Annotated in this window: 23 protein-coding genes and 1 other RNA gene; 12 read left to right on the plus strand and 12 right to left on the minus strand. The window is 44.8% G+C overall.

Going from position 1 to position 23045, the window contains the following annotated elements; translation table 11 throughout:
* Positions 1-75: 75 nt before the first annotated feature.
* Positions 76-495, minus strand: a complete 420-nt coding sequence (locus AB4585_RS08040) for a protein YgfX (protein ID WP_372169522.1) — start codon at positions 493-495, stop codon at positions 76-78.
* The gene (locus tag AB4585_RS08045) at positions 443-703 is read right to left on the minus strand and encodes a succinate dehydrogenase assembly factor 2 (RefSeq protein WP_004735374.1); all 261 of its coding nucleotides are present in this window, start codon (positions 701-703) and stop codon (positions 443-445) included. Before AB4585_RS08045 ends, AB4585_RS08040 begins: the two co-directional genes overlap by 53 nt.
* A gap of 167 nt (positions 704-870) precedes the next feature.
* On the opposite strand from AB4585_RS08045, the gene ygfZ reads away from it, so the two are divergent.
* The 3 genes from ygfZ (at position 871) to AB4585_RS08060 (ending at position 3072) form a co-directional block, all read left to right on the plus strand.
* Positions 871-1842: a tRNA-modifying protein YgfZ gene (gene ygfZ, locus AB4585_RS08050; protein WP_017059051.1), complete on the plus strand. Its 972-nt coding sequence runs from the start codon at positions 871-873 to the stop codon at positions 1840-1842.
* A gap of 4 nt (positions 1843-1846) precedes the next feature.
* Positions 1847-2308 carry an aminoacyl-tRNA deacylase gene (locus tag AB4585_RS08055; protein ID WP_029235114.1) on the plus strand — a complete coding sequence of 154 codons (462 nt, stop codon included), beginning with the start codon at positions 1847-1849 and terminating at the stop codon, positions 2306-2308.
* 557 nt (positions 2309-2865) lie between these two features.
* Positions 2866-3072 (plus strand): DUF1107 domain-containing protein, encoded by a 207-nt coding sequence (locus AB4585_RS08060; protein WP_009847660.1) that lies wholly within the window; start codon positions 2866-2868, stop codon positions 3070-3072.
* A gap of 99 nt (positions 3073-3171) precedes the next feature.
* Here the strand turns inward: AB4585_RS08060 and AB4585_RS08065 are convergent, their stop codons facing one another.
* From AB4585_RS08065 to AB4585_RS08075, 3 genes are read right to left on the minus strand one after another with little or no spacing between them, the layout of a single operon-like run.
* A complete protein-coding gene (locus AB4585_RS08065; protein ID WP_017059053.1) occupies positions 3172-4395 on the minus strand; it encodes an FAD-dependent 2-octaprenylphenol hydroxylase in 1224 nt (407 codons plus the stop codon).
* Positions 4396-4406: 11 nt separating this feature from the next.
* On the minus strand, positions 4407-5585 hold the full coding sequence (gene ubiH / locus AB4585_RS08070; RefSeq protein ID WP_017059054.1) for a 2-octaprenyl-6-methoxyphenyl hydroxylase: 1179 nt from the start codon (positions 5583-5585) through the stop codon (positions 4407-4409).
* Between the two features lie 24 nt (positions 5586-5609).
* Complete coding sequence (locus tag AB4585_RS08075) at positions 5610-6185, minus strand: YecA family protein (RefSeq protein WP_372169524.1); 576 nt, start codon at positions 6183-6185, stop codon at positions 5610-5612.
* A 308-nt stretch (positions 6186-6493) separates the two neighbouring features.
* Here AB4585_RS08075 and zapA point away from each other — a divergent pair, with 308 nt between their 5' ends.
* The 5 genes from zapA to serA all read left to right on the plus strand — a co-directional run bounded on the left by zapA (position 6494) and on the right by serA (position 9875).
* The gene (gene zapA, locus AB4585_RS08080) at positions 6494-6802 is read left to right on the plus strand and encodes a cell division protein ZapA (RefSeq protein ID WP_004735366.1); all 309 of its coding nucleotides are present in this window, start codon (positions 6494-6496) and stop codon (positions 6800-6802) included.
* Between the two features lie 11 nt (positions 6803-6813).
* Positions 6814-6997: non-coding RNA, 6S RNA (gene ssrS, locus AB4585_RS08085), on the plus strand.
* Between the two features lie 6 nt (positions 6998-7003).
* Positions 7004-7603 (plus strand): 5-formyltetrahydrofolate cyclo-ligase, encoded by a 600-nt coding sequence (locus AB4585_RS08090; RefSeq protein ID WP_065584112.1) that lies wholly within the window; start codon positions 7004-7006, stop codon positions 7601-7603.
* A 124-nt stretch (positions 7604-7727) separates the two neighbouring features.
* Positions 7728-8384, plus strand: a complete 657-nt coding sequence (gene rpiA, locus AB4585_RS08095) for a ribose-5-phosphate isomerase RpiA (protein ID WP_017059057.1) — start codon at positions 7728-7730, stop codon at positions 8382-8384.
* Positions 8385-8645: 261 nt separating this feature from the next.
* Positions 8646-9875 (plus strand): phosphoglycerate dehydrogenase, encoded by a 1230-nt coding sequence (gene serA / locus AB4585_RS08100; protein ID WP_017059058.1) that lies wholly within the window; start codon positions 8646-8648, stop codon positions 9873-9875.
* A gap of 112 nt (positions 9876-9987) precedes the next feature.
* On the opposite strand, the gene AB4585_RS08105 is transcribed toward serA, so the two are convergent.
* On the minus strand, positions 9988-10701 hold the full coding sequence (locus AB4585_RS08105) for an oxidative stress defense protein (protein WP_017059059.1): 714 nt from the start codon (positions 10699-10701) through the stop codon (positions 9988-9990).
* A 111-nt stretch (positions 10702-10812) separates the two neighbouring features.
* Entirely contained in the window at positions 10813-11709 is an 897-nt protein-coding gene (locus AB4585_RS08110) for a LysR family transcriptional regulator ArgP (RefSeq protein WP_372098709.1), read from the minus strand.
* A 142-nt stretch (positions 11710-11851) separates the two neighbouring features.
* On the opposite strand from AB4585_RS08110, the gene AB4585_RS08115 reads away from it, so the two are divergent.
* Positions 11852-12481, plus strand: a complete 630-nt coding sequence (locus tag AB4585_RS08115; RefSeq protein ID WP_372169526.1) for a LysE/ArgO family amino acid transporter — start codon at positions 11852-11854, stop codon at positions 12479-12481.
* A 96-nt stretch (positions 12482-12577) separates the two neighbouring features.
* Here the strand turns inward: AB4585_RS08115 and mscS are convergent, their stop codons facing one another.
* From mscS to tkt, 5 genes are all read right to left on the minus strand, one after another.
* Entirely contained in the window at positions 12578-13444 is an 867-nt protein-coding gene (gene mscS, locus AB4585_RS08120; RefSeq protein ID WP_017063201.1) for a small-conductance mechanosensitive channel MscS, read from the minus strand.
* Positions 13445-13821: 377 nt separating this feature from the next.
* Positions 13822-14898 (minus strand): class II fructose-bisphosphate aldolase, encoded by a 1077-nt coding sequence (gene fbaA / locus AB4585_RS08125; protein ID WP_010435694.1) that lies wholly within the window; start codon positions 14896-14898, stop codon positions 13822-13824.
* Between the two features lie 155 nt (positions 14899-15053).
* Complete coding sequence (locus AB4585_RS08130) at positions 15054-16217, minus strand: phosphoglycerate kinase (RefSeq protein ID WP_017059064.1); 1164 nt, start codon at positions 16215-16217, stop codon at positions 15054-15056.
* A 166-nt stretch (positions 16218-16383) separates the two neighbouring features.
* Positions 16384-17433, minus strand: coding sequence for an erythrose-4-phosphate dehydrogenase (gene epd, locus AB4585_RS08135; RefSeq protein WP_032545627.1), 1050 nt, complete (start codon positions 17431-17433; stop codon positions 16384-16386).
* 213 nt (positions 17434-17646) lie between these two features.
* On the minus strand, positions 17647-19641 hold the full coding sequence (gene tkt, locus AB4585_RS08140) for a transketolase (RefSeq protein ID WP_048605833.1): 1995 nt from the start codon (positions 19639-19641) through the stop codon (positions 17647-17649).
* 355 nt (positions 19642-19996) lie between these two features.
* Here tkt and metK point away from each other — a divergent pair, with 355 nt between their 5' ends.
* The 3 genes from metK to AB4585_RS08155 all read left to right on the plus strand — a co-directional run bounded on the left by metK (position 19997) and on the right by AB4585_RS08155 (position 22898).
* Positions 19997-21151 (plus strand): methionine adenosyltransferase, encoded by a 1155-nt coding sequence (gene metK, locus AB4585_RS08145; RefSeq protein ID WP_017062234.1) that lies wholly within the window; start codon positions 19997-19999, stop codon positions 21149-21151.
* Between the two features lie 368 nt (positions 21152-21519).
* The gene (locus tag AB4585_RS08150) at positions 21520-22317 is read left to right on the plus strand and encodes a DUF2189 domain-containing protein (protein WP_017067802.1); all 798 of its coding nucleotides are present in this window, start codon (positions 21520-21522) and stop codon (positions 22315-22317) included.
* An 80-nt stretch (positions 22318-22397) separates the two neighbouring features.
* Positions 22398-22898 (plus strand): SprT family zinc-dependent metalloprotease, encoded by a 501-nt coding sequence (locus AB4585_RS08155; protein ID WP_017067801.1) that lies wholly within the window; start codon positions 22398-22400, stop codon positions 22896-22898.
* Positions 22899-23045 lie beyond the last annotated feature (147 nt).

The following is a 23045-nucleotide window of genomic DNA, read 5'->3' on the forward strand; positions in this document are numbered from 1 at the left end:
GCCGAGTGCTCCCTTTTCTTTTGTCTAACGCTTTCTTTTATCTAATACTTTCTTTCATCGAATAGTTTGGCTTCTCTAGCGCACTCGTTGTAAGTTCGCCAGAAAATGACGATATTCGCGCTCGCAACAGCTGTCTCGCCAAAGCAGTACCGAGTGCCCACATTCAAACTGTAATTTAACGAAGAACTGCGCCCAGATCTTATCAACGGACTTGAGTCGGTAAGTTCGGTCATTGAGTCGAATATCACCATCCTCTTTATAATCAAAACGGCCATGGGCACTATTCAAAATCAGATGATTAGTTTGAAGCAGATGAATCAGCAGTGCCAAGCAATAAAGGCTGACAACAAGTGGAATAGAAGACAGGACGATGAAAAACAAAAGGCACCCGAAAACAGTGCCCTTTGCGAATAATGCGGAATATGAAGGGTTAAGCTGGAGCTTAACGAACCTTGCTGAGGTTGTGTGCGACAATTTTATCAACCATTGATGCATGGCCTAGGTTTTCACTGCGTCCGTGTCCCATCACCCAAGTAAACAAATCTGGGTCATCACACTCTAATAGAGAAACAAACTCGCGCTGTTCCTGCTCTTGCAATGAATCAAAACACTCTTCGAAAAATGGCATGATGACTACATCAAGTTCTAACATGCCGCGACGGCAACCCCATTTAATTCGTGCTTTCTGCTCTGCAGTGTACATTGGCTATCCTCACCTATAATTTTTCTTTCTCGGAGTGTAACAAGTCATACGCCCTGTAACTACTATGTGAGTCACAGTCCCTATCTAAGCTCACAAAAAAACCTAGGCTGACAAAGAAACAGAACCGGATTAACATAGAGCCAAATAAAATTCTTAGGAAAGATAAAATGGATTGGAAAAACACATTTCAGCCACTCGCTCATACGCAAAATGAATCGCTTCCAGAACTGATGATGACACACGTGTCAGACTGGAGCGCAATCACCATGATAGGCGATGACAAAAAGTCGTACCTACAGGGTCAAGTAACGTGCGATGTCGTCACTCTTCCTAATGATGAATCCACGTTAGGCGCGCACTGTGATGCAAAAGGAAAGGTATGGAGCATCTTCCGCCTGTTCCATCACAATGGCGGTTACGCACTCATGCAGCCTAAATCTGCGATTGAAGTAGAGCTGGTCGAAATCAAAAAATACGCCGTGTTCTCTAAGGTTGATATCGAGCAAACGACAGATGTTGTTATCGGTGTGATGGGCGCGTCTGCGGATCAATATATTGATTCAATTTCAGAAGGCCAAGGTAACGTGCGTGCTATCTCTGGTGGCACAGCGGTTAAAGTCTCAGACAATCGCTGGGCTCTACTTGTGACAGAAGAAGCCGCTGAAGCCTTGGTATCAAACAGCGCTGCGGAGAAAGTATCAGAAACACTTTGGCAATATCATGAAATTCTTGATGCTCAGCCTAACCTATCGAAAGCAGAGCAAAACGAGCACATCCCTCAAGCGCTTAACCTGCAAGCGATTGGCGGTATCAGCTTTTCAAAAGGCTGTTACACAGGTCAAGAAACGGTTGCTCGTGCTAAGTACCGTGGCATGAACAAGCGTGAGATGCGCATTGTGTCGGGCACAACTGCGGACGTGCTGTCGTTAGAAAACCCTATTGAACTGGAACGTAGTGTGGGTGAGAACTGGCGTGGCGCAGGCCGACTATTAAACGTCTATCAATTTGCTGATAACCGAGCGATTGGTTTGATGGTACTGCCAAACAACCTTGATGACGATGTTCAGCTGCGACTGACCGCGCAGCCTGATCAAACATGGAATATCCTGCCACTGCCGTACAGCCTTGACGACGAGTAACCACGTGGAAACGCAGATTACACAATGGCTGGATCAACAGCAGGTGAATTATCGCCTGCTGATGCAAAGCAAGCCAACCACCAGCATTGAAGAAACTGCACAAGAGCGAGGCATCGACGCCTCTCAAATGGTGAAGTGCATCCTGCTCAAGGATATGGGCAACCAGTATGCGTTAGCCTGTACTGCTGGCGATCGCTCTGTCGACCCCAAGAAAGTACGCTCGGTACTGAATTGCCGTCGAATGACCTGCGTGTCGCTCGCTGATGTTGAAGCGATCACCGGTTTTAAAGTGGGTTGTGTTGGTCCGCTCGCTCTCAAGAGACACATGCCGATCATTTTTGATCCTTCCATTCAAAACAACTCGACCGTAACCATTAGCTCCGGCGACCGAATGGCTGGCGTTGCGCTGGATCTCAATGATCTTATGGCGCTATGTGCACCGACCGTCGCGGACATCAGTCGATGATCGTTTAGATCATGCTTCGCAAACTTCATTTGAATATTTCATTGAGTACATTTTTAGTGTGAACCTCGTCATAAGAAGAACACACCATTAATAAATGGTTACTCAAAATAAAAGCATAAGTAGTCACAAAGTTAAATTTGCGTTATTGTAAATTTACTGACTAGCTATTAAGCAAATCAGTGCAAGTGAATCCACTGAGTAACATCAGTATCCACTTTTGTGTAATGCATCTGTGACTATTCGCCCGTTTTAGACGGGCTTTTTTTTGTCCGAAATTTACAATTTGATTACACAAACAAAAAAATCCCGCCTATTCTTATACTTGTAACATTATCACTGCTTAATACTGAACAGAAAAGTTCACGGTAGTTCACTACTCAGTATTATTTTGGGGAGGAGCTCACGTAAAAATAGATATTTACTGAAGAAAGTGCTTAGAACAGCACAAATATCTAATTAACGTCAACGCTACTGCATATAACTCCATGCTTATCACAATTATTATCTCGGAGTTTTTCTATAATATGCAGGCTAGGTAAATATAAGGATAATTAAGAATGAGACTGTTTAAGCGCTATACACCGAGTATGATTGCTAAACATGTAAGTCGACTTTTCAAAGGACGAATCTACATTTACGGCGTAGGAAAATTTGAGTTTGATAACGGTAAGCTAGTGCTACCAGACCGAGCAGAAAAACGTCACTTTCAAACAGTGAAAGAAATAAATAGTGAAATCATGAAACTGCGCTGCGCGTACGCATGACCTGATTATCTACAGAATTAAAAACAAAAAGGGTTGGCATTATGCCAACCCTTTTTTCGTATCAATGATGATTCGATATACCACCAGAACACTATGTCATTATCGATGAGTCACTGGACGCTTAGCTAAGTCAGGAAGATTGCCAAACAAACCCAGTGCGCGCTTCATGATCTCATCTTTCGCACCCGGTAATTGGCCCGCAAGCTTCATACCAATGCCACGAATCAGCTTCTTAGCTGGGTTATCGCCTTCAAACAGATCTTTAAAGCCCTGCATTGAAGCAATCATTTTCGCCGCCTCTGCTTTTCTCCAGCGCTCGTAGCCGCGAAGATTACGCTTGGTGCCAATGTCTTCACCCGCAGACCATAGCTTTAACAGCTCTTGCGCTAGGCTTGCTGCGTCTAATAGGCCAAGGTTCACGCCCTGCCCTGCTAATGGGTGAATGGTATGAGCAGCATCACCAACCAAAGCCACACGCTCTACCGCAAAGTCACGCGCATAACGCATGCGCAGTGGGAAGGCAAAACGGTCACCAACCACTTCACATAAGCCCAGCTTTGCATCGAACTCAGCTGTTAACTGCTTGTTGAATTCAGCATCCGACATTGATACAAGGTTCTCGGCACGATTTGGTTCCGTAGACCAAACAATCGAGCTCATGTTGCTTGGTTGCATTGGTAGGAATGCCAATGGGCCTTGAGGCGTGAAGATTTGACGAGCAACGCTGTGGTGCGGCTCTGTGGTTTTGATGTTCGCGACAATCGCACTGTGTCCGTAATCCCAATGTGTTAATGGGATATCTTGCTGCTTACGAACCCAAGAGTTTGCGCCGTCTGCTCCAACAACTAACTTAGCTGTCAGTGCTTGACCATTGTCCAATGTTAACCAAGCTTCACTTTCACCAATCGCCATCGTTTTACACGTTGCGGGCATATACAGGCTGACGTTGTCTTGTTTCTTAACCTGATCAAGCAGCGCTAATTGAATCACACGGTTTTCAACGATATGACCAAGATTAGGCTGAGCCAAGCGTGTCGAGTCAAACTCAATACGAGCGAAACTGTCTTGTTCCCACACTTCCATCGCTTGATACGGTGCAGCGCGTCTTTGTTCGATACCTTGCCATGCACCTAGGTTACGAAGAATCACTTCACTAGAACGACTCAACGCGGATACACGCACATCAGGCAGCTCACTCAGCCCTTCACTAGGCGCTCTGCCTTCAATGACAGCGATTCTTAGGTCACTGTCTTTTAGGGCAGCAGCAAGCGCTAGGCCAACCATGCCACCACCAACAATCGCGATATCAACACTTTGCATCATTATTTATTACCTTATCTTTCTACTAGGCCAAGCGTATGACGCAAAAGTGGACCTTTAAGTGGTGGAAGGTTATCTATTACGGCTAACCCAAGATTACGCCCAATGCGAGCGGTCATATAATCGTTTGAGAACAGGTGAACTAGGCTTGAAGTCAACGTGATCGTTGCGTCTCGGTCTTGTTCTCTACGCTTTCTAAAGTTAACAAGACCACGGTAACGACCTACATCATCTAACTGGGTACACAACTCTTCTGCCAAGGAAGCCACATCTCGGATGCCTAGGTTAAAGCCTTGCCCCGCAATTGGGTGAAGCGTTTGAGCAGCATTACCAACAATGGCAAATCGATGAGAGATATTTTGCTGTCGGTGACGAAGAATCAGAGGGTAACTCGCGCGCTTGCCGACCTTCTCTAATCGGCCAAGTCGCCAGCCAAAGTCATTCTGCAATTGCTCAAGAAATTCATTGTCGTTTAGCGTCATCACTTTTTGTGCTTGCTCTGGTGTTAAACACCAAACCAGCGATAAACGGTTGTCACTCATCGGTAATAGAGCAACTGGCCCATGATGGGTAAAACGCTCAAATGCGCGACCTTGGTGAGGTTCACTCGCCACAATATTGGCAATCACAGCGACTTGCTCAAAGTCGTGCTCACTCAATGAGATATTGAGCTGTTGGCAACAGGTTGAGATTGCACCGTCAGCAGCAACCAGTAACTTAGTGGTTACTGTTTGCCCACTTGTCAGTTCAATCGTCGTCAACGCTTCTTCACGTTCAACTTTACTAACAGACTCAGGACAAAGCATGGTAATTGCCGCTTCTGATTCAAGTTTCTGCTGATAGATTCGACCCACATCTGCTAACTCGACCACGTAGCCAAGCGCATCTACAGCAAGCTCTTCACTGTAGATGTCTGTCATTCCGGCATGCCCGCGATCCGAAACATGGATATCTTTAATCGGGGTCGCGACCGGAGCGATAGATTGCCATAAGCGCAAAGAATCCAGGATCTGCACCGTGCCATAGGACAAAGCAATCGAACGAGAATCAAACCCAGGGTGAGCTTGATGATCAACCTGATAAGGCTCCACTACCGCAATCGACAGTGAACCTTGGCTTAGGTGATTCAAAGCAAGGGCTAAGGTTGCCCCTGCCATTGCGCCACCAGCAATTACAACATCATACTGAGCCATCATAACCTCAAACCGGCCAACGAATTAATGAATGGTAGGCGCCGCATCTTCAGATGGGCGAGCACCAAATTCAGCATGAATCGTTAGTGCACACGCTTTTACGTGCTCAATAACGTGCTCTAGAAGCTGCGCTTGCTCTTCCAGATCATCTTCTTCGTCAATGCCTAGCTTAGCCATCTCTTCTAGATCAACTAATGCTTCTTTTGTACTGTCAGACGCTTTGTTCAATTGAGCGCCAACCAAGCCTAGACCAGAAATGAAATGGTTAATCCAATCAGACACACCATCAGCCAAGTCAAATAGGCTTGCGCTTGCGTCTTCGTCCGGCAGCAGCATAGACAGTTCCATGCCTGAGCCTGTGATTTCACTGGTTGTGACTTTCAGTGTTGCTTCCGCAAGCGTTAGCGCGCGATCTGGCCAGCCCATACCTTCATTGGTGTAATCGAAGATCAGTGGTTGCCAGCTTTTATCTGCAAGGTTTAAGCCTCCGCTTAACATACCCGTTAATAAACCATGCATCTCAGCAGGGGTTACGGCTAGACTTGCCGATTGAAGTTCAGTCGCAACCGTTAGGTAGTCAGGTAAAGTAGTTTCGCTCATCAGATAGCTCGCTCAGTTATTCTTTATATCGATAGTATAATCGTACCACTTCACCCCAATTCTGGTAAGCATCGATCCCCAGCAATTGAAGGATGACTGACTACCAATTGTTCAATTTGCTGAATTACTGTGTGCTCAAGCTCTCATTTACAAACAGTCACTCTGAAAAGCTTGAATCTTAATAGCGGTTTACCTATAGTTTCTCCCTCAGAGGAGATTGCTTCCTCATCGGTACTTGCACTTTTTCTTTCTCAAAAAATGGCGAAGGGCAACAGCCTTAAAATAGCGCGTTAAAGAGTTCATCCATCATGAGTAATCAAGCGGTAGACGTTGAAATATTAGGAAAACTGACTCGAGTGAATTGTCCACCAGGGCAAGAAGAGTCATTGATTGCAGCGGCGGCCGATCTTGATAATCGATTGAAAGAGATGGCTGAACGTACTAAGGTAACCAATGAAGTGAAGCTGCTGACTATCGCAGCTCTGAATATTTGCTACGAATTACAAACCAAGAAGTTTGAAGCAAATGATGAACAAAACGCACTGACCGAGCGAATGGAACAGCTCACGACATCACTTTCAGATGTCCTCAGTAAAGTTAAGCACGGACAGCAATAGCGTACACAAAATTTACCCTGGAGTGTTTGTCAGAGGATTCACGTCCCCGAGCCGATAAGCAATCCCTAAGGGTTAGTACTTGAGTGCTATTGAGCATGCTCGGCCCGACCGAGAAGCCTACGGTAATCATTGCTGATCCGCCTTGAACTCGCTGGTTCAAGGGCCATCTATTCTCAACGGCACTTTGGGGTATCCCTTCTTATGAAGACGCTCACACGCAGCGAATTTCGCAAACAGATCCGTATCAAACGCAATGCCTTATCTGGCGACCAACAAACTCAATCCGGTATCGACTTAGTTAAGCAGTGCATGCAGCTTGATGAAATTCAGTCTGCTCAGCATATTGCCCTCTATATCTCTATCGATGGCGAACTCGATACTCAGCCTTTAATCGAATGGTTATGGGCGCAAGGTAAGCAAACTTATTTACCAGTATTGCACCCCTTCTCTGCCGGGCACCTGCTGTTTTTACACTACTCGCCAACCACACCGACGGTCTTGAATAAGTACGGTATTGTCGAACCTCAGCTCAATCAAATGCTGGTTAAACCTTGTCAGCAACTCGACCTTATTCTTACGCCCCTTGTCGGCTTTGACTCCCATGGCCATCGTTTAGGTATGGGCGGCGGATATTACGATCGCACCTTGGCAAAGTGGTTCGAGACGGGCGAAGGTGCAGCTCCTATTGGTTTGGCTCATGATTGCCAACATGTTGATACGCTACCGATTGAAGAATGGGACATTCCGTTACCTAAAATCGTGACTCCGAGTAAAACTTGGCAATGGGAAAGCAACCATTAAAGCGCTATAATCGCGCCGCAAACGTTAACCTCGATATAGAAACGTTAACTCAATATCTAAACGTTAACTTCATCATTACGCAAACGATCAATTCAAAGCGCAAGACCTTATTCAGGAGAATGGCATGACTCAAGATGAAATGAAAAAAGCAGCTGGCTGGGCAGCACTTCAATATGTTGAAGAAGGCAGCATTGTAGGTGTAGGTACTGGCTCTACAGTAAATCACTTCATCGACGCACTAGGCACAATGAAAGACAAAATCAAAGGTGCGGTTTCAAGCTCTGTTGCTTCAACGCAGCGACTAGAAGAGCTAGAGATCAAAGTGTATGAGTGTAACGATGTCGCTAAGCTAGACATCTATGTTGATGGCGCAGATGAAATCAACCCAACTCGCGATATGATCAAAGGCGGCGGCGCTGCTTTGACTCGTGAAAAAATCGTAGCGGCTATCTCTGATAAGTTTGTGTGTATTGTTGACGGTACTAAAGCAGTTGATGTGTTGGGTAAATTCCCACTGCCTGTTGAAGTAATCCCAATGGCACGTTCATACGTGGCACGTGAGTTGGTTAAGCTTGGTGGTGACCCAGTTTACCGCGAAGGCTGCACAACCGATAATGGCAACGTGATCCTAGATGTGTACGGCATGGCGATCGAAAACCCGAAACAACTAGAAGATATCATCAATGGTATAGCTGGTGTGGTGACGGTTGGTCTGTTCGCTCACCGTGGTGCTGATGTGGTTATCACCGGCACGCCTGAAGGTGCAAAAATCGAAGAATAAATAATAGAAGATTGAGTTTTTCTGTTACTTCATTACATACGGTGCCCTAGGGCGCCGTTTTTTTTGCTTTATTGCTGTAAAATTATGTCTTATTCCGTAATTTTCTTACCCAAAACATTTTTTTTTTGTTACTTTATTGTTCAGAAGACGCACAGGGAAAACGTTTGTCTCCTAACAAAGTGGTGAATTTGTTCCCCTTTCAGCCATTTTGTAGCACGTGCGCCGCATTTGCCCAACCTTTCCATTTTAAGGACGAGAACAATGGCCAAAGTTTCACTGGAAAAAGAAAAAATTAAAATTCTACTTCTAGAAGGTCTTCACCCTTCTTCTGTAGAAGTACTGCAAGCCGCTGGTTACACAAACATTGAGTACCACAAAGGCTCGCTACCGGAAGATGAACTTCTTGAAGCAGTAAAAGATGCTCATTTCATTGGTATTCGTTCTCGCACTAATATCTCCCAAGAAGTTATTGATGCAGCTGAAAAGCTGGTTGCCGTCGGTTGTTTCTGTATTGGTACTAACCAAGTCAACCTTCAAGCAGCAGCAAAACGCGGTATCCCTGTGTTCAACGCACCGTTCTCAAACACTCGAAGCGTTGCTGAGCTCGTTCTTGGTCAGGTTCTATTGCTACTACGTGGCATTCCAGAAAAGAACGCGCTTGCACACCGTGGCATCTGGAAAAAAAGTGCCGACAACTCTTACGAAGCCCGTGGTAAGCGTTTAGGTATTATTGGCTACGGTCACATCGGTACTCAACTGGGTATTATTGCTGAAAACCTTGGCATGCGTGTTTACTTCTACGACATTGAAAACAAACTGTCTCTGGGTAACGCAACGCAAGTTCATACCATGACGGAATTACTGAACAAGTGTGACGTAATCTCTTTGCATGTACCTGAAACCAACGAAACAAAAGACATGATGGGTAAAGAAGAGTTCGAGCGCATGAAGCCTGGTTCTATCTTTATCAACGCAGCTCGTGGCACGGTAGTCGATATTCCTGCTCTGTGTGGCGCTCTGGAGTCTGGACACCTTGCAGGTGCGGCTATTGATGTTTTCCCAACAGAACCAAAAACCAATGCAGACCCGTTTGAGTCTCCATTAATGCAGTTCGATAACGTGATCCTAACGCCTCACGTGGGTGGTTCAACTCAAGAAGCACAAGAGAACATTGGTGTTGAAGTTGCTGGTAAGCTAGCGAAATACTCTGATAACGGCTCTACGCTATCAAGTGTTAACTTCCCTGAGGTATCACTACCACTGCATACTGGAACGTCTCGTTTATTACACATTCACGAAAACCGCCCAGGCATCCTAACTCAGATCAACACCATCTTCGCTGAGGAAGGGATCAACATCGCGGGTCAATACCTACAGACTGCGGCTGATATGGGTTATGTCGTTATCGATGTAGAAGCCGATCGCTCTGAAGAAGCACTGCTTAAACTGAAAGAGATCGAAGGCACAATCCGTGCTCGTCTTCTTCACTAATCATCGCACTCAAAATGCATAAAAAAGGCTCTCATCATGAGAGCCTTTTTAGCATTTGGCCTATCGTAGGTAATTAGGTCGTCATGATCCAAAACCTTCTATAGCACTGTCATTACTCTTCGATCTGGTAGATCACATTCACGCGATCACGAATGGTGATCGTTGAGTCTTCATAAGAGTTCGATTCTGTTCTTGCATCCATCGCCATTGAACGCATGAGTACTGGCTGAGAAGATTGGGCGTTGTAATCCACGCGCCATACATCACCTAACTCGCGCTCAAAACCACTCGCCAATGATTTAGCTTTTGATGTCGCATCTTTAATGGCTTCTAAGCGCGCTTGCTCTTGATACTTAGCTTGGTCGCGAACTTGCAGTTGGATGTTGTCGATCTGATTAATGCCTTCTCCAATCGCAATATCCATGTACTCATTAAGATTAGCTAGCTCAGTCACTTGAACGGTCACATTACGTGAGGCGCGGTAGCCAACCAGTTCCGGTTTGCCATCTTTCGGGTAATGATATTGAGGAGATAAATACAGGTTAGAGCTGTGTACACTCGCCTCATCAACACCAGCTTGATGCAGCTTGTTTAGAAAGCCTGTCACGACTTTATCAACGGTATTTTTAGCCTGTTCAGCAGTCATCGTCGATTCCACGACTCTCACAGAGAATGTCGCCATATCAGGTGTAGCGATCACTTCACCATAGCCTGTCGTTGAAATATGAGGAAAGGATGGAGAGTCAGCCAATGATGGAAAACTCACAGCACTCAACGCCGCAGTAAGAGTAAGAGACGTTGCTAACATCTTTGGTACAAGCTTCATTAGGTATGACCTATGCTAAACAAATGTCCTTTCATCATAGAGCAATTTATCGTTTAGCCAATCCAGAGCACACACTTCTAACAGAACTTTGACGCTGAAAAAACCAACAGTTTACTGAGGTAAGTGATTGTGAGCAAAACTCAATATTGCTTGGGATACCTCTTTTAATACTCCGCTCTCAAGCTGCCAATGGTGCCAATAGATGCGATAAGAGAGCAGAAAGCCAGGGGTAATATCAATCAGAGCACCAGACTCGAGCTCATCGATAATCTGTAATCGGGGGATCAAGCAATAGGCTACACCCGATAATGCCAAGCGCACAAATGCTTCTGAACTGCCGACTGTATGATTGATCACACTGTCTCTCGGGACGTTAAAATGATCATGCAGAAACTTCTTATGCAGATCATCGTATTGATCATAGGAAACCGCAGGTGCTTTGCTTAAGGTGGCGTAGTTTACGCCCTCTGCAAAGTAACGCTGATGAAAGTCAGGGCTAGCCACGCACACATAATCCATCCTACCGAGATAGTCAGCACTGCAGCCAGGAATCGCTTGAGACTCCAAACTGATTGCACCGGCCACCTCGCCACTTTTAATCTTTTCAATGGTTCTCGACTCACCATGAATCGCGAGGTTCAACTCGACTTGGCGAGACTTAATCACATCCGACAAAGCTGGTAGCAACCATGTCGCCAAACTATCAGCGTTGGTGGCTATGGATATCGATAGTGGTTGATTACCCTCTTCATTCATCAACTCAGGCACAAGCTCGTGCTCTAACAAACGAACACGGCGATATAAGCCCAGTAGTTTTTTACCCGCAGGCGTTGGCCTAGGCGGGCTTTCTCTCACCAAGGCTGGCTGAGCCAACCACCTTTCCAGCTGTTTGATGCGTTGAGATACCGCCGACTGGGAGATATATAACTGCTCAGCAGCCCTTTCGAAGCTACGTTGTTTTACTACAGCATCCAGTGCTTCAATCCATTTATAATCCAATCCGCGCATCAATTTGCTTCCTTTTTAAGCTAACTCATCACCACATTAGCAACTCTAATAATGGATTAAAATCATTAATTATACTTATTTAAAGGGTCAGAGTATCTTCGCCATATAGCACGTAAATATCGTTAAATAAGTGGAGGTTAAAATGAGTTTTTGGGTTTTATTACAAGGTTTTGGTCTAGGGGCAAGTATGATTATCCCTATTGGCGCTCAGAATGCGTACGTCCTAAATCAAGGGATAAAACGCAATCATCATTTAACGACAGCAACGATTTGTAGCCTGCTCGATACTCTGTTTATCTCATTAGGCATTTTTGGCGGCGGAGCGATCTTGTCGCAAAATGAATTACTGCTTACCTCAGTGACACTAGGTGGCATCGCTTTTCTGACTGTGTATGGTTTGCTCTCACTACGCAGTGCATTCAAAGTGCGCACCAGTGATGACTCGAAAGGTGAGATATTAGCGCGTGGCAAGCGCACCGTTATTTTAGGGGCATTGGCAGTAACAGTATTAAACCCACATCTCTATTTGGATACCGTGGTAATTCTTGGATCCATTGGTGGGCAATTTGAAGGCAACGACAGAATTGCATTTGCTATGGGGACTATATTGGCTTCGTTCGTCTGGTTCTATTCTTTGTCATTAGGCGCTGCAAAACTAGGCCCGACGCTATCTAAACCTAAGGTTAAGAAAGGCATTGATATCGCAGTCGCAACCATGATGTTCGCCATAGCAACGGTGCTTACCGATGGACTTATTGAGCAATACTGGTAAATCTATTTAGCTTCATGAAACCAACAAAAAAGGCGGATAACCTAAGTTATCCGCCTTTCCTTATAAAAGCTTATAGTTATAAAAACTAACTAGGAATTAAGCTTCTACTTTATTCATGTGTACATCCATTTGCGGGAATGGAATTTCGATACCCTCGTTATCCAAGCCTTCTTTGATTGCTTGCATCAGGTCGAAATAAACATTCCAGTAGTCAGCAGTGCTAACCCATGGACGAACAACGAAGTTAACTGAAGAATCAGCAAGCGTATGAACACCAACTTGAACGCCAGGTTCTTTCAGTACACGCTCATCAGATTCACAGATCTTAGTCAGTAGCGCTTTTGTCTTCTGAAGATCAGCGTTGTAAGAAACACCAATCATTAGATCAATACGGCGCGTCGCATGACGAGAATAGTTTGTGATTGGGCTGCCGATAACGCTACCGTTAGGTACTACAACCATTTTGTTGTCTGGCGTTGTTAGAACCGTTTGGAAGATTTGAATAGAATCAACTGAACCTGCCACACCACCAATTTCCACATAGTCACCAGACTTAAATGGACGGAATGCAACGATAAGTACACCAGCAGCAAAGTTAGATAGTGAGCCTTGTAGTGCAAGACCAACGGCTAAACCAGCCGCACCAATAACAGCAACTACAGATGCCGTTTGAACACCTAAACGACCAAGTGCAGCAATTAAAACAATCACAAACAACAAGTAACGAACTAAACCATGGACGAACTCCACAACTGCTCGGTCCATTTTCTTCTTCTGAAGAACCTTAGACACGCTATTCGCTACTGCTTTAACAATAAGGTTACCAATAAATAGAATTATCAGTGCTGAAATGATATTTACGCCATATTGGATAAATAAATCTGAATTATTTGTTAACCACTGCTCTGCTTGAGACAAACCATCCACAAGTGGAGTCTCAATCGCTGTCGAACTATCAGCCATAATGTGCATCCTCTATATAATATGCTATGGGCTAAACTGCCTTAAGCCTCATTTACTCTGCAATATAATAAACAGTGTAATTACCGTTAAGTCATTGTGTTAAAAGTAAATTAAAGCCAAGTCCTTTTTATAAACTGAACCAAGTTCAGTTTTTCGGCACGATATCCTATCTTTGACAGATTGCAAAGTCATATTTATGTAAGCTTTTGAATTATTAAAACTTACCGATAAACACAAATACCGATAACTAAAAGACTACGAAATTTATTCACCGCACGCTAGGTTTTTCACATATTTAGTACAAGTTTTTATCAGATATAAAAAAACCCGCTCAATGAGCGGGTTTTTAAAACTTAAAGAGTACTTAATTCAAAGAATTATAGTACGTCTACAGCGTTAAGGTCAGCAAATGCTTTCTCTAGACGAGCAACCATTGAAGCTTGACCAGCACGTAGCCATACGCGTGGATCGTAGTACTTCTTGTTTGGAGCAGCTTCGCCAGTTGGGTTGCCGATTTGACCTTGTAGGAAATCGAAGTTGTCAGCAGAGTACTGACGGATACCGTCCCAAGTTGCCCACTGTGTATCAGTATCGATGTTCATTTTGATAACACCGTAGCCGATAGACTCTTGGATTTCTGCTTCAGAAGAACCAGAACCACCGTGGAATACGAAGTTTAGAGCGTTAGGTGCGATACCGAACTTCTCTGCACAGTATGCTTGAGAGTCACGTAGGATAGTTGGAGTAAGTACAACGTTACCAGCTTGGTAAACACCGTGTACGTTACCGAAAGATGCAGCGATAGTGAAACGTGGGCTAACAGCCATTAGTTTCTCGTAAGCGTATGCTACGTCTTCTGGAGAAGTGTAAAGCTCAGATGCGTCCATATCAGAGTTATCAACGCCGTCTTCTTCACCACCAGTACAACCAAGTTCGATCTCGATTGTCATGTTCATTTTAGCCATGCGCTCTAGGTACTTAGCACATGTTTCGATGTTCTCTTCTAGAGACTCTTCAGAAAGGTCTAGCATGTGAGAAGAGAATAGAGGCTTACCAGTTTGTGCGAAGAACTCTTCACCAGCGTCTAGTAGACCGTCGATCCATGGAAGAAGTTTCTTAGCAGCGTGGTCAGTGTGCAGGATAACTGGAACACCGTAAGCTTCAGCTACAGCGTGTACGTATTTTGCACCAGCTACAGCGCCAAGAACTTGTGCGCCTTGACCTTCAAGTTTAACGCCTTTACCTGCGAAGAATGCAGCGCCGCCGTTAGAGAACTGAACAACTACTGGAGCTTTAACTTTAGCAGCTGCTTCTAGTACTGCGTTTACAGAGTCAGTACCAACAACGTTTACAGCAGGAAGAGCAAATTTGTTTTCTTTTGCTACTTCAAATACTTTCTGTACGTCATCGCCAGAAATCACACCAGGTTTTACAAAATCGAAGATCTTAGACATGGAAATAGTCCTATTTATTCTATCGTTTTAAGATTAAAAAACTTAAGTTTAAAAACTTGCAATCGTTTGCTCACAACTTATGCCATTCTAGCAAAAAAGTGTGATATGCAGCAAACGTTAAAAGGCGAGATTCACATCTCGCCTTTCTAAATCAATTATGCTTTAGCACGCTCTTCAAGCATTGCTACTGCAGGAAGTACTTTACCTTCAACGAATTCAAGGAAAGCGCCACCGCCAGTAGAGATGTAAGAAACGTCAGCTTTGATACCGAACTTATCGATAGCTGCTAGCGTGTCACCACCACCTGCTACAGAGAAACCTGCAGACTCAGCGATTGCTTTAGAGATACCAGCTGTACCCGCTTCGAAGTTCTTGAATTCGAATACGCCTACAGGGCCGTTCCAAAGGATTGTTTTCGCGTTGCCGATGATTTCAGCTAGTGCCGCAGTTGAATCTGGACCAAGGTCGAAGATCATGTCGTCGTCTTGAACTTCAGAAACGTGCTTGATTTCAGCTTCTGCGTTTTCGTCGAATGCTTTAGCACATGCAACGTCAGTTGCTACTGGGATAGCACACTCTTTCATTAGCTTTTGAGCCGTTTCAACTAGGTCAGCTTCGTATAGAGACTTACCTACGTTGTGGCCTTCAGCAGCGATGAATGTGTTCGCGATACCACCACCAACAACAAGCTGGTCAGCAATTTTAGAAAGAGATTCTAGAACGGTTAGTTTAGTAGAAACTTTAGAACCACCAACAATAGCCACTAGTGGGCGAGCTGGGTTGTCCATTGCTTTACCAAGCGCTTCAAGCTCAGCAGCTAGAAGAGGGCCAGCACATGCTACAGGAGCGTAAGTACCAACGCCGTGTGTAGAAGCTTGAGCACGGTGAGCTGTACCGAATGCATCCATTACAAAGATGTCACATAGTGCAGCGTATTGCTTAGAAAGTGCTTCTTCGTTCTTCTTCTCGCCTTTGTTGAAACGAACGTTTTCAAGAACAACAAGTTCACCAGCGTTTAGCTCTAGGCCGTTTACGTAATCTTTAGCTAGTTTAACTTCGCAGTCTAGTGCGTCGTTTAGGTAGTTAACTACAGGAGCTAGAGAGAACTCTTCGTTGTATTCGCCTTCAGTAGGACGACCAAGGTGAGAAGTAACCATTACCTTTGCGCCAGCTTCTAGGCAAAGTTTGATAGTTGGTAGAGATGCAAGGATACGTGCATCTGAAGTTACTTTACCGTCTTTTACTGGTACGTTTAGGTCAGCACGGATAAATACGCGTTTACCTGCAAGTTCCAGGTCAGTCATCTTGATCACAGACATGATTTGTCCTCTCAAATTTAAATAAATATAAAGTTTTGGAAACTCAGCAACCCTGCTAAGCCTATAAATTATTCAACTGGTAATTCTTTCACTACTAATAATATGTGGACTCTTAGTATTTATTTCAAGCTAAAAAATAAATAATCCGCACATTTGCTTCTAGGTCTTACTTCTTGCCTTCAGAAGCTTGCATTGCAAGAACCGTATCCAGCATTCGGTTCGCAAAGCCCCATTCATTATCACACCACACTAGCATTTTAACTAAGTGGCCGTTGCTCACTCGCGTTTGTGAACCATCAACGATTGCGCTATGGGGATCGTGATTAAAGTCGATGGAAACGAGCGGCGCTTCAGTATAGTCAACTATATTGTGTAATGTACACTGGGATGCATTAACAATGGTTTGATTTACGTCATTAACTTTCACATTTGCATTAATTGTGACACTTAAATCCATCGCTGTTACGTTTACCGTCGGCACACGCACAGATATAGCTTCAAATTTGTTGGAAAATTTCGGGAAGATTCTTTCAATACCTTTATGCAACTTGGTATCGACAGGAATGATCGATTGGCTTGCTGCTCGAGTACGACGCAAATCGCTGTGGTACGCATCGATAACTTGTTGATCATTCATTGAAGAGTGAATAGTCGTAATCGTACCGGACTCGATACCAAAGGCGTCATCAAGAACCTTAATGATAGGGACAATACAGTTGGTGGTGCACGAACCATTGGAAACGATTTGGTGGTCCGCTTCGATGGTATCGTGGTTCACACCATAGATAATGGTGTTATCGAGGTCATTGGCACCGGGGTGAGAAAACAGTACCTTTTTCGCCCCTGCAGCAATGTGCGCGAGGCCGTCATCTCGGCAACCATAAACACCGGTACAATCGAGAACGATATCCACCTCAAGGTCACGCCAAGGCAACAGCTCAATATCAGCAAGATGTAAGATACGAATGGTATCAAACTCACCCTTGTCTTCAGCACCAATGCCATGATGGACATAAATGTGCTCTTGATCGTTAGAGATTTTCTTACCGAAGCGGCCGTGACTGGTGTCGTACTGCAATAGGTGAGCCATAGCGTCAGGCTGAGCAAGCTCATTGACCGCTACTACTTTGATTTGTTGGCTTTTGCCACTTTCATAGACAGCGCGCAATACATTACGCCCTATTCGTCCAAATCCATTTATCGCGACTTTTAGCATAGTTCCGTACATCTAACCAAAATTTCGTGCAACAGATGATAACTGAATCCTACCCAAAAGGCATTACTTGAATAACTCAGCTTGTTCATGACAGATTGATCTGTTGCTTATAGAGATGAGTCTAGGAGAAACAAATCCCAGAGACAAAAAACCGAGCTCAGCGCTCGGTTTTTTTATTCATTTCATTGTTAGCACTAAGCTAGCAATCAATGATTAAGCAAGAAGCTCTTTCGCGGTGTTTACTACGTTTTCAGTAGTGAAACCGAACATCTTGAATAGCTCGCCTGCTGGTGCAGATTCGCCGAACGTTGTCATACCGATGATCTTGCCACCGAAACCAACGTACTTGTACCAGAAGTCAGCGATGCCAGCTTCTACTGCGATACGAGCAGTAACGTCAGATGGAAGTACAGACTCACGGTATTCAGCATCTTGCTTGTCGAACGCGTCAGTTGCAGGCATAGATACTACGCGTACTGCTTTACCTTCAGCGGTTAACTGTGCAGCAGCTTCAACAGCAAGCTCAACTTCAGAACCTGTTGCAATGATGATTAGCTCAGGCTTGCCTTCACAATCTTTCAGGATGTAACCACCCTTAGCGATGTTAGCTACTTGCTCAGCATTACGATCTTGTTGTGCAAGGTTTTGACGAGAGAAGATTAAAGATGAAGGACCATCTTTACGCTCAATAGCCAGTTTCCAAGCAACAGCAGACTCAACTTGGTCACATGGGCGCCATGTGCTCATGTTTGGCGTTAGACGTAGAGAAGCGATCTGTTCAACCGGTTGGTGAGTAGGACCATCTTCGCCTAAGCCGATAGAGTCGTGCGTGTAAACTTGGATGTTCTGAACTTTCATCAGAGCAGCCATACGCATTGCGTTACGCGCGTATTCCATGAACATTAGGAACGTTGCGCCGTATGGTACGAAACCACCGTGCAGAGCGATGCCGTTCATGATAGCCGTCATACCGAATTCACGTACACCGTAGTGGATGTAGTTACCAGAGAAGTCAGTTGCTTCAAGAGACTTAGAGCCAGACCACATAGTTAGGTTGGAAGGCGCTAGGTCAGCAGAGCCGCCCATGAATTCTGGAAGCATTTGACCAAACGCTTCTAGAGCATTTTGAGATGCTTTACGTGAAGCAATGTTTGCAGGGTTAGCTTGAAGATCAGCAATGATTGCGTTTGCTTTCTCTTCCCACTCAGCTGGAAGTTCGCCGTTAGTGCGACGTTTGAATTCTGCTGCTAGCTCAGGGTAAGCCGCTGCGTATGCGTCAAACTTAGCATTCCACGCTGCTTCTTTCGCTGCGCCTGCTTCTTTTGCATTCCACTCAGCTGCGATATCTGCTGGGATTTCGAAAGGACCGTGTTCCCAACCCAGTGCCGCTTTAGTTGCTGTGATTTCATCAGCGCCTAGTGGGGCACCGTGACAGTCGTGCGTACCTGCCTTGTTTGGAGAACCAAAACCGATGATAGTTTTAGTACAGATAAGTGTTGGACGAGGGTCCGCTTTAGCCGCTTCAATTGCTGCATTGATAGCGTCAGAGTCGTGACCATCTACCGCTGGGATTACATGCCAGCCGTAAGCTTCAAAACGCTTAGGTGTATCGTCAGAGAACCAACCTTCCACTTCACCATCGATAGAGATACCGTTGTCATCCCAGAAAGCAACTAGCTTACCAAGACCTAGCGTACCAGCTAGTGAACATGCTTCGTGAGAGATACCTTCCATCAGACAGCCATCACCCATGAATGCATAAGTGTAGTGGTCTACGATGTCGTGGCCTTCTTTGTTGAACTGTGCAGCCAGTGCTTTCTCTGCCATTGCCATACCAACAGCGTTAGTGATGCCTTGACCTAGAGGACCCGTCGTTGTCTCGATACCAGGAGCGTAACCGTACTCTGGGTGACCAGGAGTCTTAGAGTGCAGTTGACGGAAGTTTTTCAGATCTTCAATTGAAAGCTCGTAGCCTGCAAGGTGAAGCAGAGAGTAAATCAACATTGAACCATGGCCGTTAGACAGGATAAAACGGTCGCGGTCAGCCCACTCTGGGTTTGCTGGGTTGTGGTTCAAGTGGCCACGCCAAAGAACTTCAGCGATGTCAGCCATACCCATAGGTGCGCCTGGGTGGCCTGAATTTGCTTGTTGAACACCGTCCATGCTAAGTGCGCGGATTGCATTGGCTAGATCTTTACGAGAAGGCATGTCTGCTCCTGGATACATAAGCGATTTAAAAAAGAGATAGTGCTAATGTTTTCATTTTAATTAGCGCGGGTATTCTCTCAAACGACTATTGCGACTGCAAACGTTTTACTGGCATTTTAACGGTCATTTTTCGCAATTTTCGAACATTTACATCACTTGGCAGTGGCTTATCTCAATCGATACGCAAACGATTAGTTATGACATATCATAAAAAAGAGCTTGTAATTCGACCGCTGGAATTTAGAATAGCCGTCTAGATGTAGAAACACCTACAAAATATACTGTATTTAATGGCGCGCTTCCTAGCTTGCGACGCCATAAACTATTTACACCAAAAACTAAAAGTGGAGCTCTCATGGCTAAGCACCTATTCACTTCTGAATCTGTTTCAGAAGGCCATCCAGATAAAATTGCAGACCAAATCTCTGATGCTGTTCTTGATGCCATCTTGGAACAAGATCCAAAAGCACGTGTTGCTTGTGAGACTTACGTTAAAACCGGCATGGTTATGGTTGGCGGTGAAGTAACAACGTCTGCATGGGTTGATATCGAAGAAATCACTCGTGAAACAGTACGTGAAATTGGTTACGTTCATTCTGATATGGGCTTTGACGCTGACTCTTGTGCTGTTCTAAACACAATTGGTAAGCAGTCTCCAGACATCAACCAAGGTGTTGATAAAGAAGACCCTAAAGAGCAAGGCGCAGGCGACCAAGGCATCATGTTTGGTTACGCGACTAACGAAACACCAATCCTAATGCCGGCTCCAATTACTTACTCTCACCTTCTTGTTAAGAAGCAAGCTGAAGTACGTAAGAGCGGTAAACTTGACTTCCTTCGCCCTGATGCGAAATCTCAAGTTACGTTCCAATACGACCAAGGTAAAATCGTTGGTATCGACGCTGTTGTTCTTTCGACTCAACACTGCGATTCAGTAACAACACCGGATCTACGTGAAGCAGTAATGGAAGAGATCATCAAACCAGTACTTCCTGCTGAGTGGATCAACAAAGACACTAACTTCTTCATCAACCCAACAGGCCGTTTCGTAATCGGTGGCCCAATGGGTGACTGTGGTCTAACAGGTCGTAAGATCATCGTTGATACCTACGGCGGCGCAGCTCGTCATGGTGGCGGTGCATTCTCTGGTAAAGATCCATCAAAAGTTGACCGTTCTGCAGCTTACGCGGCTCGTTACGTTGCGAAAAACATCGTTGCTGCTGGCATGGCTGACCGTTGTGAGATTCAACTGTCTTACGCTATCGGTGTTGCTGATCCAACATCTATCATGGTTGAAACGTTTGGTACTGAAAAAGTAGCTCACGAAATTATCATTGAAGCAGTTCGTCAAAACTTCGACCTACGTCCATACGGTCTTCAAGAGATGTTGAACCTTCTTCAGCCTATCTACAAGCAGACTGCTGCATACGGCCACTTCGGTCGTGAAGAGTTCCCTTGGGAAGCGACTGACAAAGCAGCAATCCTTGCGGACTTCGCTGGCCTAAAATAATTTAGCCACTGCGATTTGTTTCTTTAAAGCCCTTACTTCTTAGTAAGGGCTTTATTTTTATGTACTTACCTTACTTTCACTCGCCATTCTCTTCTCTAATGCCCTTCTTTACCGTTAACCACTTAGTATAAAAAACCGCTGATAATTTGTGTTTTCTAACACTACTGACAATAGTTAAGGTAACTCCTAAGAGATCAAGCTCACATTTAACTTAAATTAATTCAGCCTGATAACGCTCGTTAAATGCACGCTAGAACAAAAACTGGGATGACAAAGAGCAATTTAGCTCAACACCATAACTCTCACACAAGCCACATCGATGAGCCTTATGGAATTATAACTAGGACGTTATTTAACTAGGGGGATCTATGCCTCGTACCGCGCACCCATCCGAACTGAACGATAAAAAACACAAGGTCAGCGATAAGGATTACGCTCGCACCATTCCTTGTAACCAAATCAGTATTTCCGCACCCTTTCATTGGTTGTCGCTTGCTCTGCATGACTTAGTAAGAATGCCATTAATCAGCGCATTCTACGGTTTGTGCTTTATGGGAGCGGCAATCGCCATTGTTCAGCTTGTCCAATGGCAAGGAACACACTTGGTCGTAATGCCAAGCCTGATCGTGTACATGCTAATAGGGCCGTTTCTTGCTCTGGGCTTGTATGACGCAGCTTGGGAAAGAGAAAAAGGCCATAACGCCAGCCTACTGCACTCAATGAAAGCCATCACTCGCAACTCGACCCACCAATGGGCCTTTGCGATTGTGTTGATGGTTGCGATGATATTCTGGATGCGTATCGCTGCGTTATTGCACGCGCTCTACCCTTCAGTGCAAGGCGCACCATTGGCTGAGTTCGCTCCCTTCTTAATTACGGGTTCTGTGATTGGTTTTGTCATCGCAAGCCTCATATTTAGCATCTCAGCATTTTCAATTCCGTTAATGATGGAGAGACGCGTTGATGTGATGAGTGCAATTTTCACTAGCTTTAATGCCGTGAAATCGAACATTCCTGCAATGGTGGTTTGGGCAAGTATTATTTGTGCCGGTATTCTGGTGGGTTTTGCCACCTACGGCATCGGAATGATCGTCACCATGCCGCTACTTGGTTATGGTACATGGCACGCTTATCACGAGATCATTAAGAAAAAACATCACGTGTAAAGCATCGCTAGATCAAAAAGCAATGTTATGATGAGGCCTTGGCTTAAACGCTGAGGTCTTTTATTTGGAGTTAACAACGTTTGTCTTACACCCCGCAACAACATCGAGCAAATAAGAAATTGGCCGAGTGCCTAGCTATCGCAAATCAACATTTCTCTCGTGAATTTCCACACCCAACTATCACCTTCAAGTTAAGAGGTAAAGCAGCGGGAAAGGCCTACCTTCAGCTCAACGAAATTAAGCTCAACCACGTACTATTTTCTGAAAATGAAGACGCCTTCATCAACGAAGTTGTGCCGCATGAGCTCGCACACCTAATCACGCATCAGGTTTTCGGACGTGTTAGGCCTCACGGAAACGAGTGGAAATACGTGATGGAAAAGGTATTCAACGTTCCAGCCAAAACAACTCACAGCTTTGAAATAGCTTCAGTTCAAGGGAAAACCTTTGAATATCGATGTGAGTGCACCACTTACCCATTATCAATCAGACGACACAATAAAGTGCTTCGAAATCAATCGACCTATCGCTGCCAGCTGTGCAATCAAACCTTATCCTTCACAGGCACACAGCTCAGCTAAAGTCCTAGACTCGCACCTATTCGATTTGGTAACCCCATCCTTTTTATTTCAGAAAGCAACACTCGATTAAGTTGATGATAGAAATGTAATGGAGAAACTCATCCTTTGAGTGCTAGACTGATGTTTATCATACTTTTATCAGTCTTT

The organism is Vibrio sp. 10N.222.49.C9, from assembly GCF_041474985.1.
Classification (GTDB): domain Bacteria; phylum Pseudomonadota; class Gammaproteobacteria; order Enterobacterales; family Vibrionaceae; genus Vibrio; species Vibrio crassostreae_C.

Coding starts and splice junctions, on each gene's coding strand:
- AB4585_RS08040 (WP_372169522.1), bottom strand. CDS start 495: ATGCATCAATGGTTGATAAAATTGTCGCACACAACCTCAGCAAGGTTC.
- AB4585_RS08045 (WP_004735374.1), bottom strand. CDS start 703: ATGTACACTGCAGAGCAGAAAGCACGAATTAAATGGGGTTGCCGTCGC.
- ygfZ (WP_017059051.1), top strand. CDS start 871: ATGGATTGGAAAAACACATTTCAGCCACTCGCTCATACGCAAAATGAA.
- AB4585_RS08060 (WP_009847660.1), top strand. CDS start 2,866: ATGAGACTGTTTAAGCGCTATACACCGAGTATGATTGCTAAACATGTA.
- AB4585_RS08065 (WP_017059053.1), bottom strand. CDS start 4,395: ATGATGCAAAGTGTTGATATCGCGATTGTTGGTGGTGGCATGGTTGGC.
- ubiH (WP_017059054.1), bottom strand. CDS start 5,585: ATGGCTCAGTATGATGTTGTAATTGCTGGTGGCGCAATGGCAGGGGCA.
- AB4585_RS08075 (WP_372169524.1), bottom strand. CDS start 6,185: ATGAGCGAAACTACTTTACCTGACTACCTAACGGTTGCGACTGAACTT.
- zapA (WP_004735366.1), top strand. CDS start 6,494: ATGAGTAATCAAGCGGTAGACGTTGAAATATTAGGAAAACTGACTCGA.
- AB4585_RS08090 (WP_065584112.1), top strand. CDS start 7,004: ATGAAGACGCTCACACGCAGCGAATTTCGCAAACAGATCCGTATCAAA.
- rpiA (WP_017059057.1), top strand. CDS start 7,728: ATGACTCAAGATGAAATGAAAAAAGCAGCTGGCTGGGCAGCACTTCAA.
- serA (WP_017059058.1), top strand. CDS start 8,646: ATGGCCAAAGTTTCACTGGAAAAAGAAAAAATTAAAATTCTACTTCTA.
- AB4585_RS08105 (WP_017059059.1), bottom strand. CDS start 10,701: ATGAAGCTTGTACCAAAGATGTTAGCAACGTCTCTTACTCTTACTGCG.
- AB4585_RS08110 (WP_372098709.1), bottom strand. CDS start 11,709: ATGCGCGGATTGGATTATAAATGGATTGAAGCACTGGATGCTGTAGTA.
- AB4585_RS08115 (WP_372169526.1), top strand. CDS start 11,852: ATGAGTTTTTGGGTTTTATTACAAGGTTTTGGTCTAGGGGCAAGTATG.
- mscS (WP_017063201.1), bottom strand. CDS start 13,444: ATGGCTGATAGTTCGACAGCGATTGAGACTCCACTTGTGGATGGTTTG.
- fbaA (WP_010435694.1), bottom strand. CDS start 14,898: ATGTCTAAGATCTTCGATTTTGTAAAACCTGGTGTGATTTCTGGCGAT.
- AB4585_RS08130 (WP_017059064.1), bottom strand. CDS start 16,217: ATGTCTGTGATCAAGATGACTGACCTGGAACTTGCAGGTAAACGCGTA.
- epd (WP_032545627.1), bottom strand. CDS start 17,433: ATGCTAAAAGTCGCGATAAATGGATTTGGACGAATAGGGCGTAATGTA.
- tkt (WP_048605833.1), bottom strand. CDS start 19,641: ATGCCTTCTCGTAAAGATCTAGCCAATGCAATCCGCGCACTTAGCATG.
- metK (WP_017062234.1), top strand. CDS start 19,997: ATGGCTAAGCACCTATTCACTTCTGAATCTGTTTCAGAAGGCCATCCA.
- AB4585_RS08150 (WP_017067802.1), top strand. CDS start 21,520: ATGCCTCGTACCGCGCACCCATCCGAACTGAACGATAAAAAACACAAG.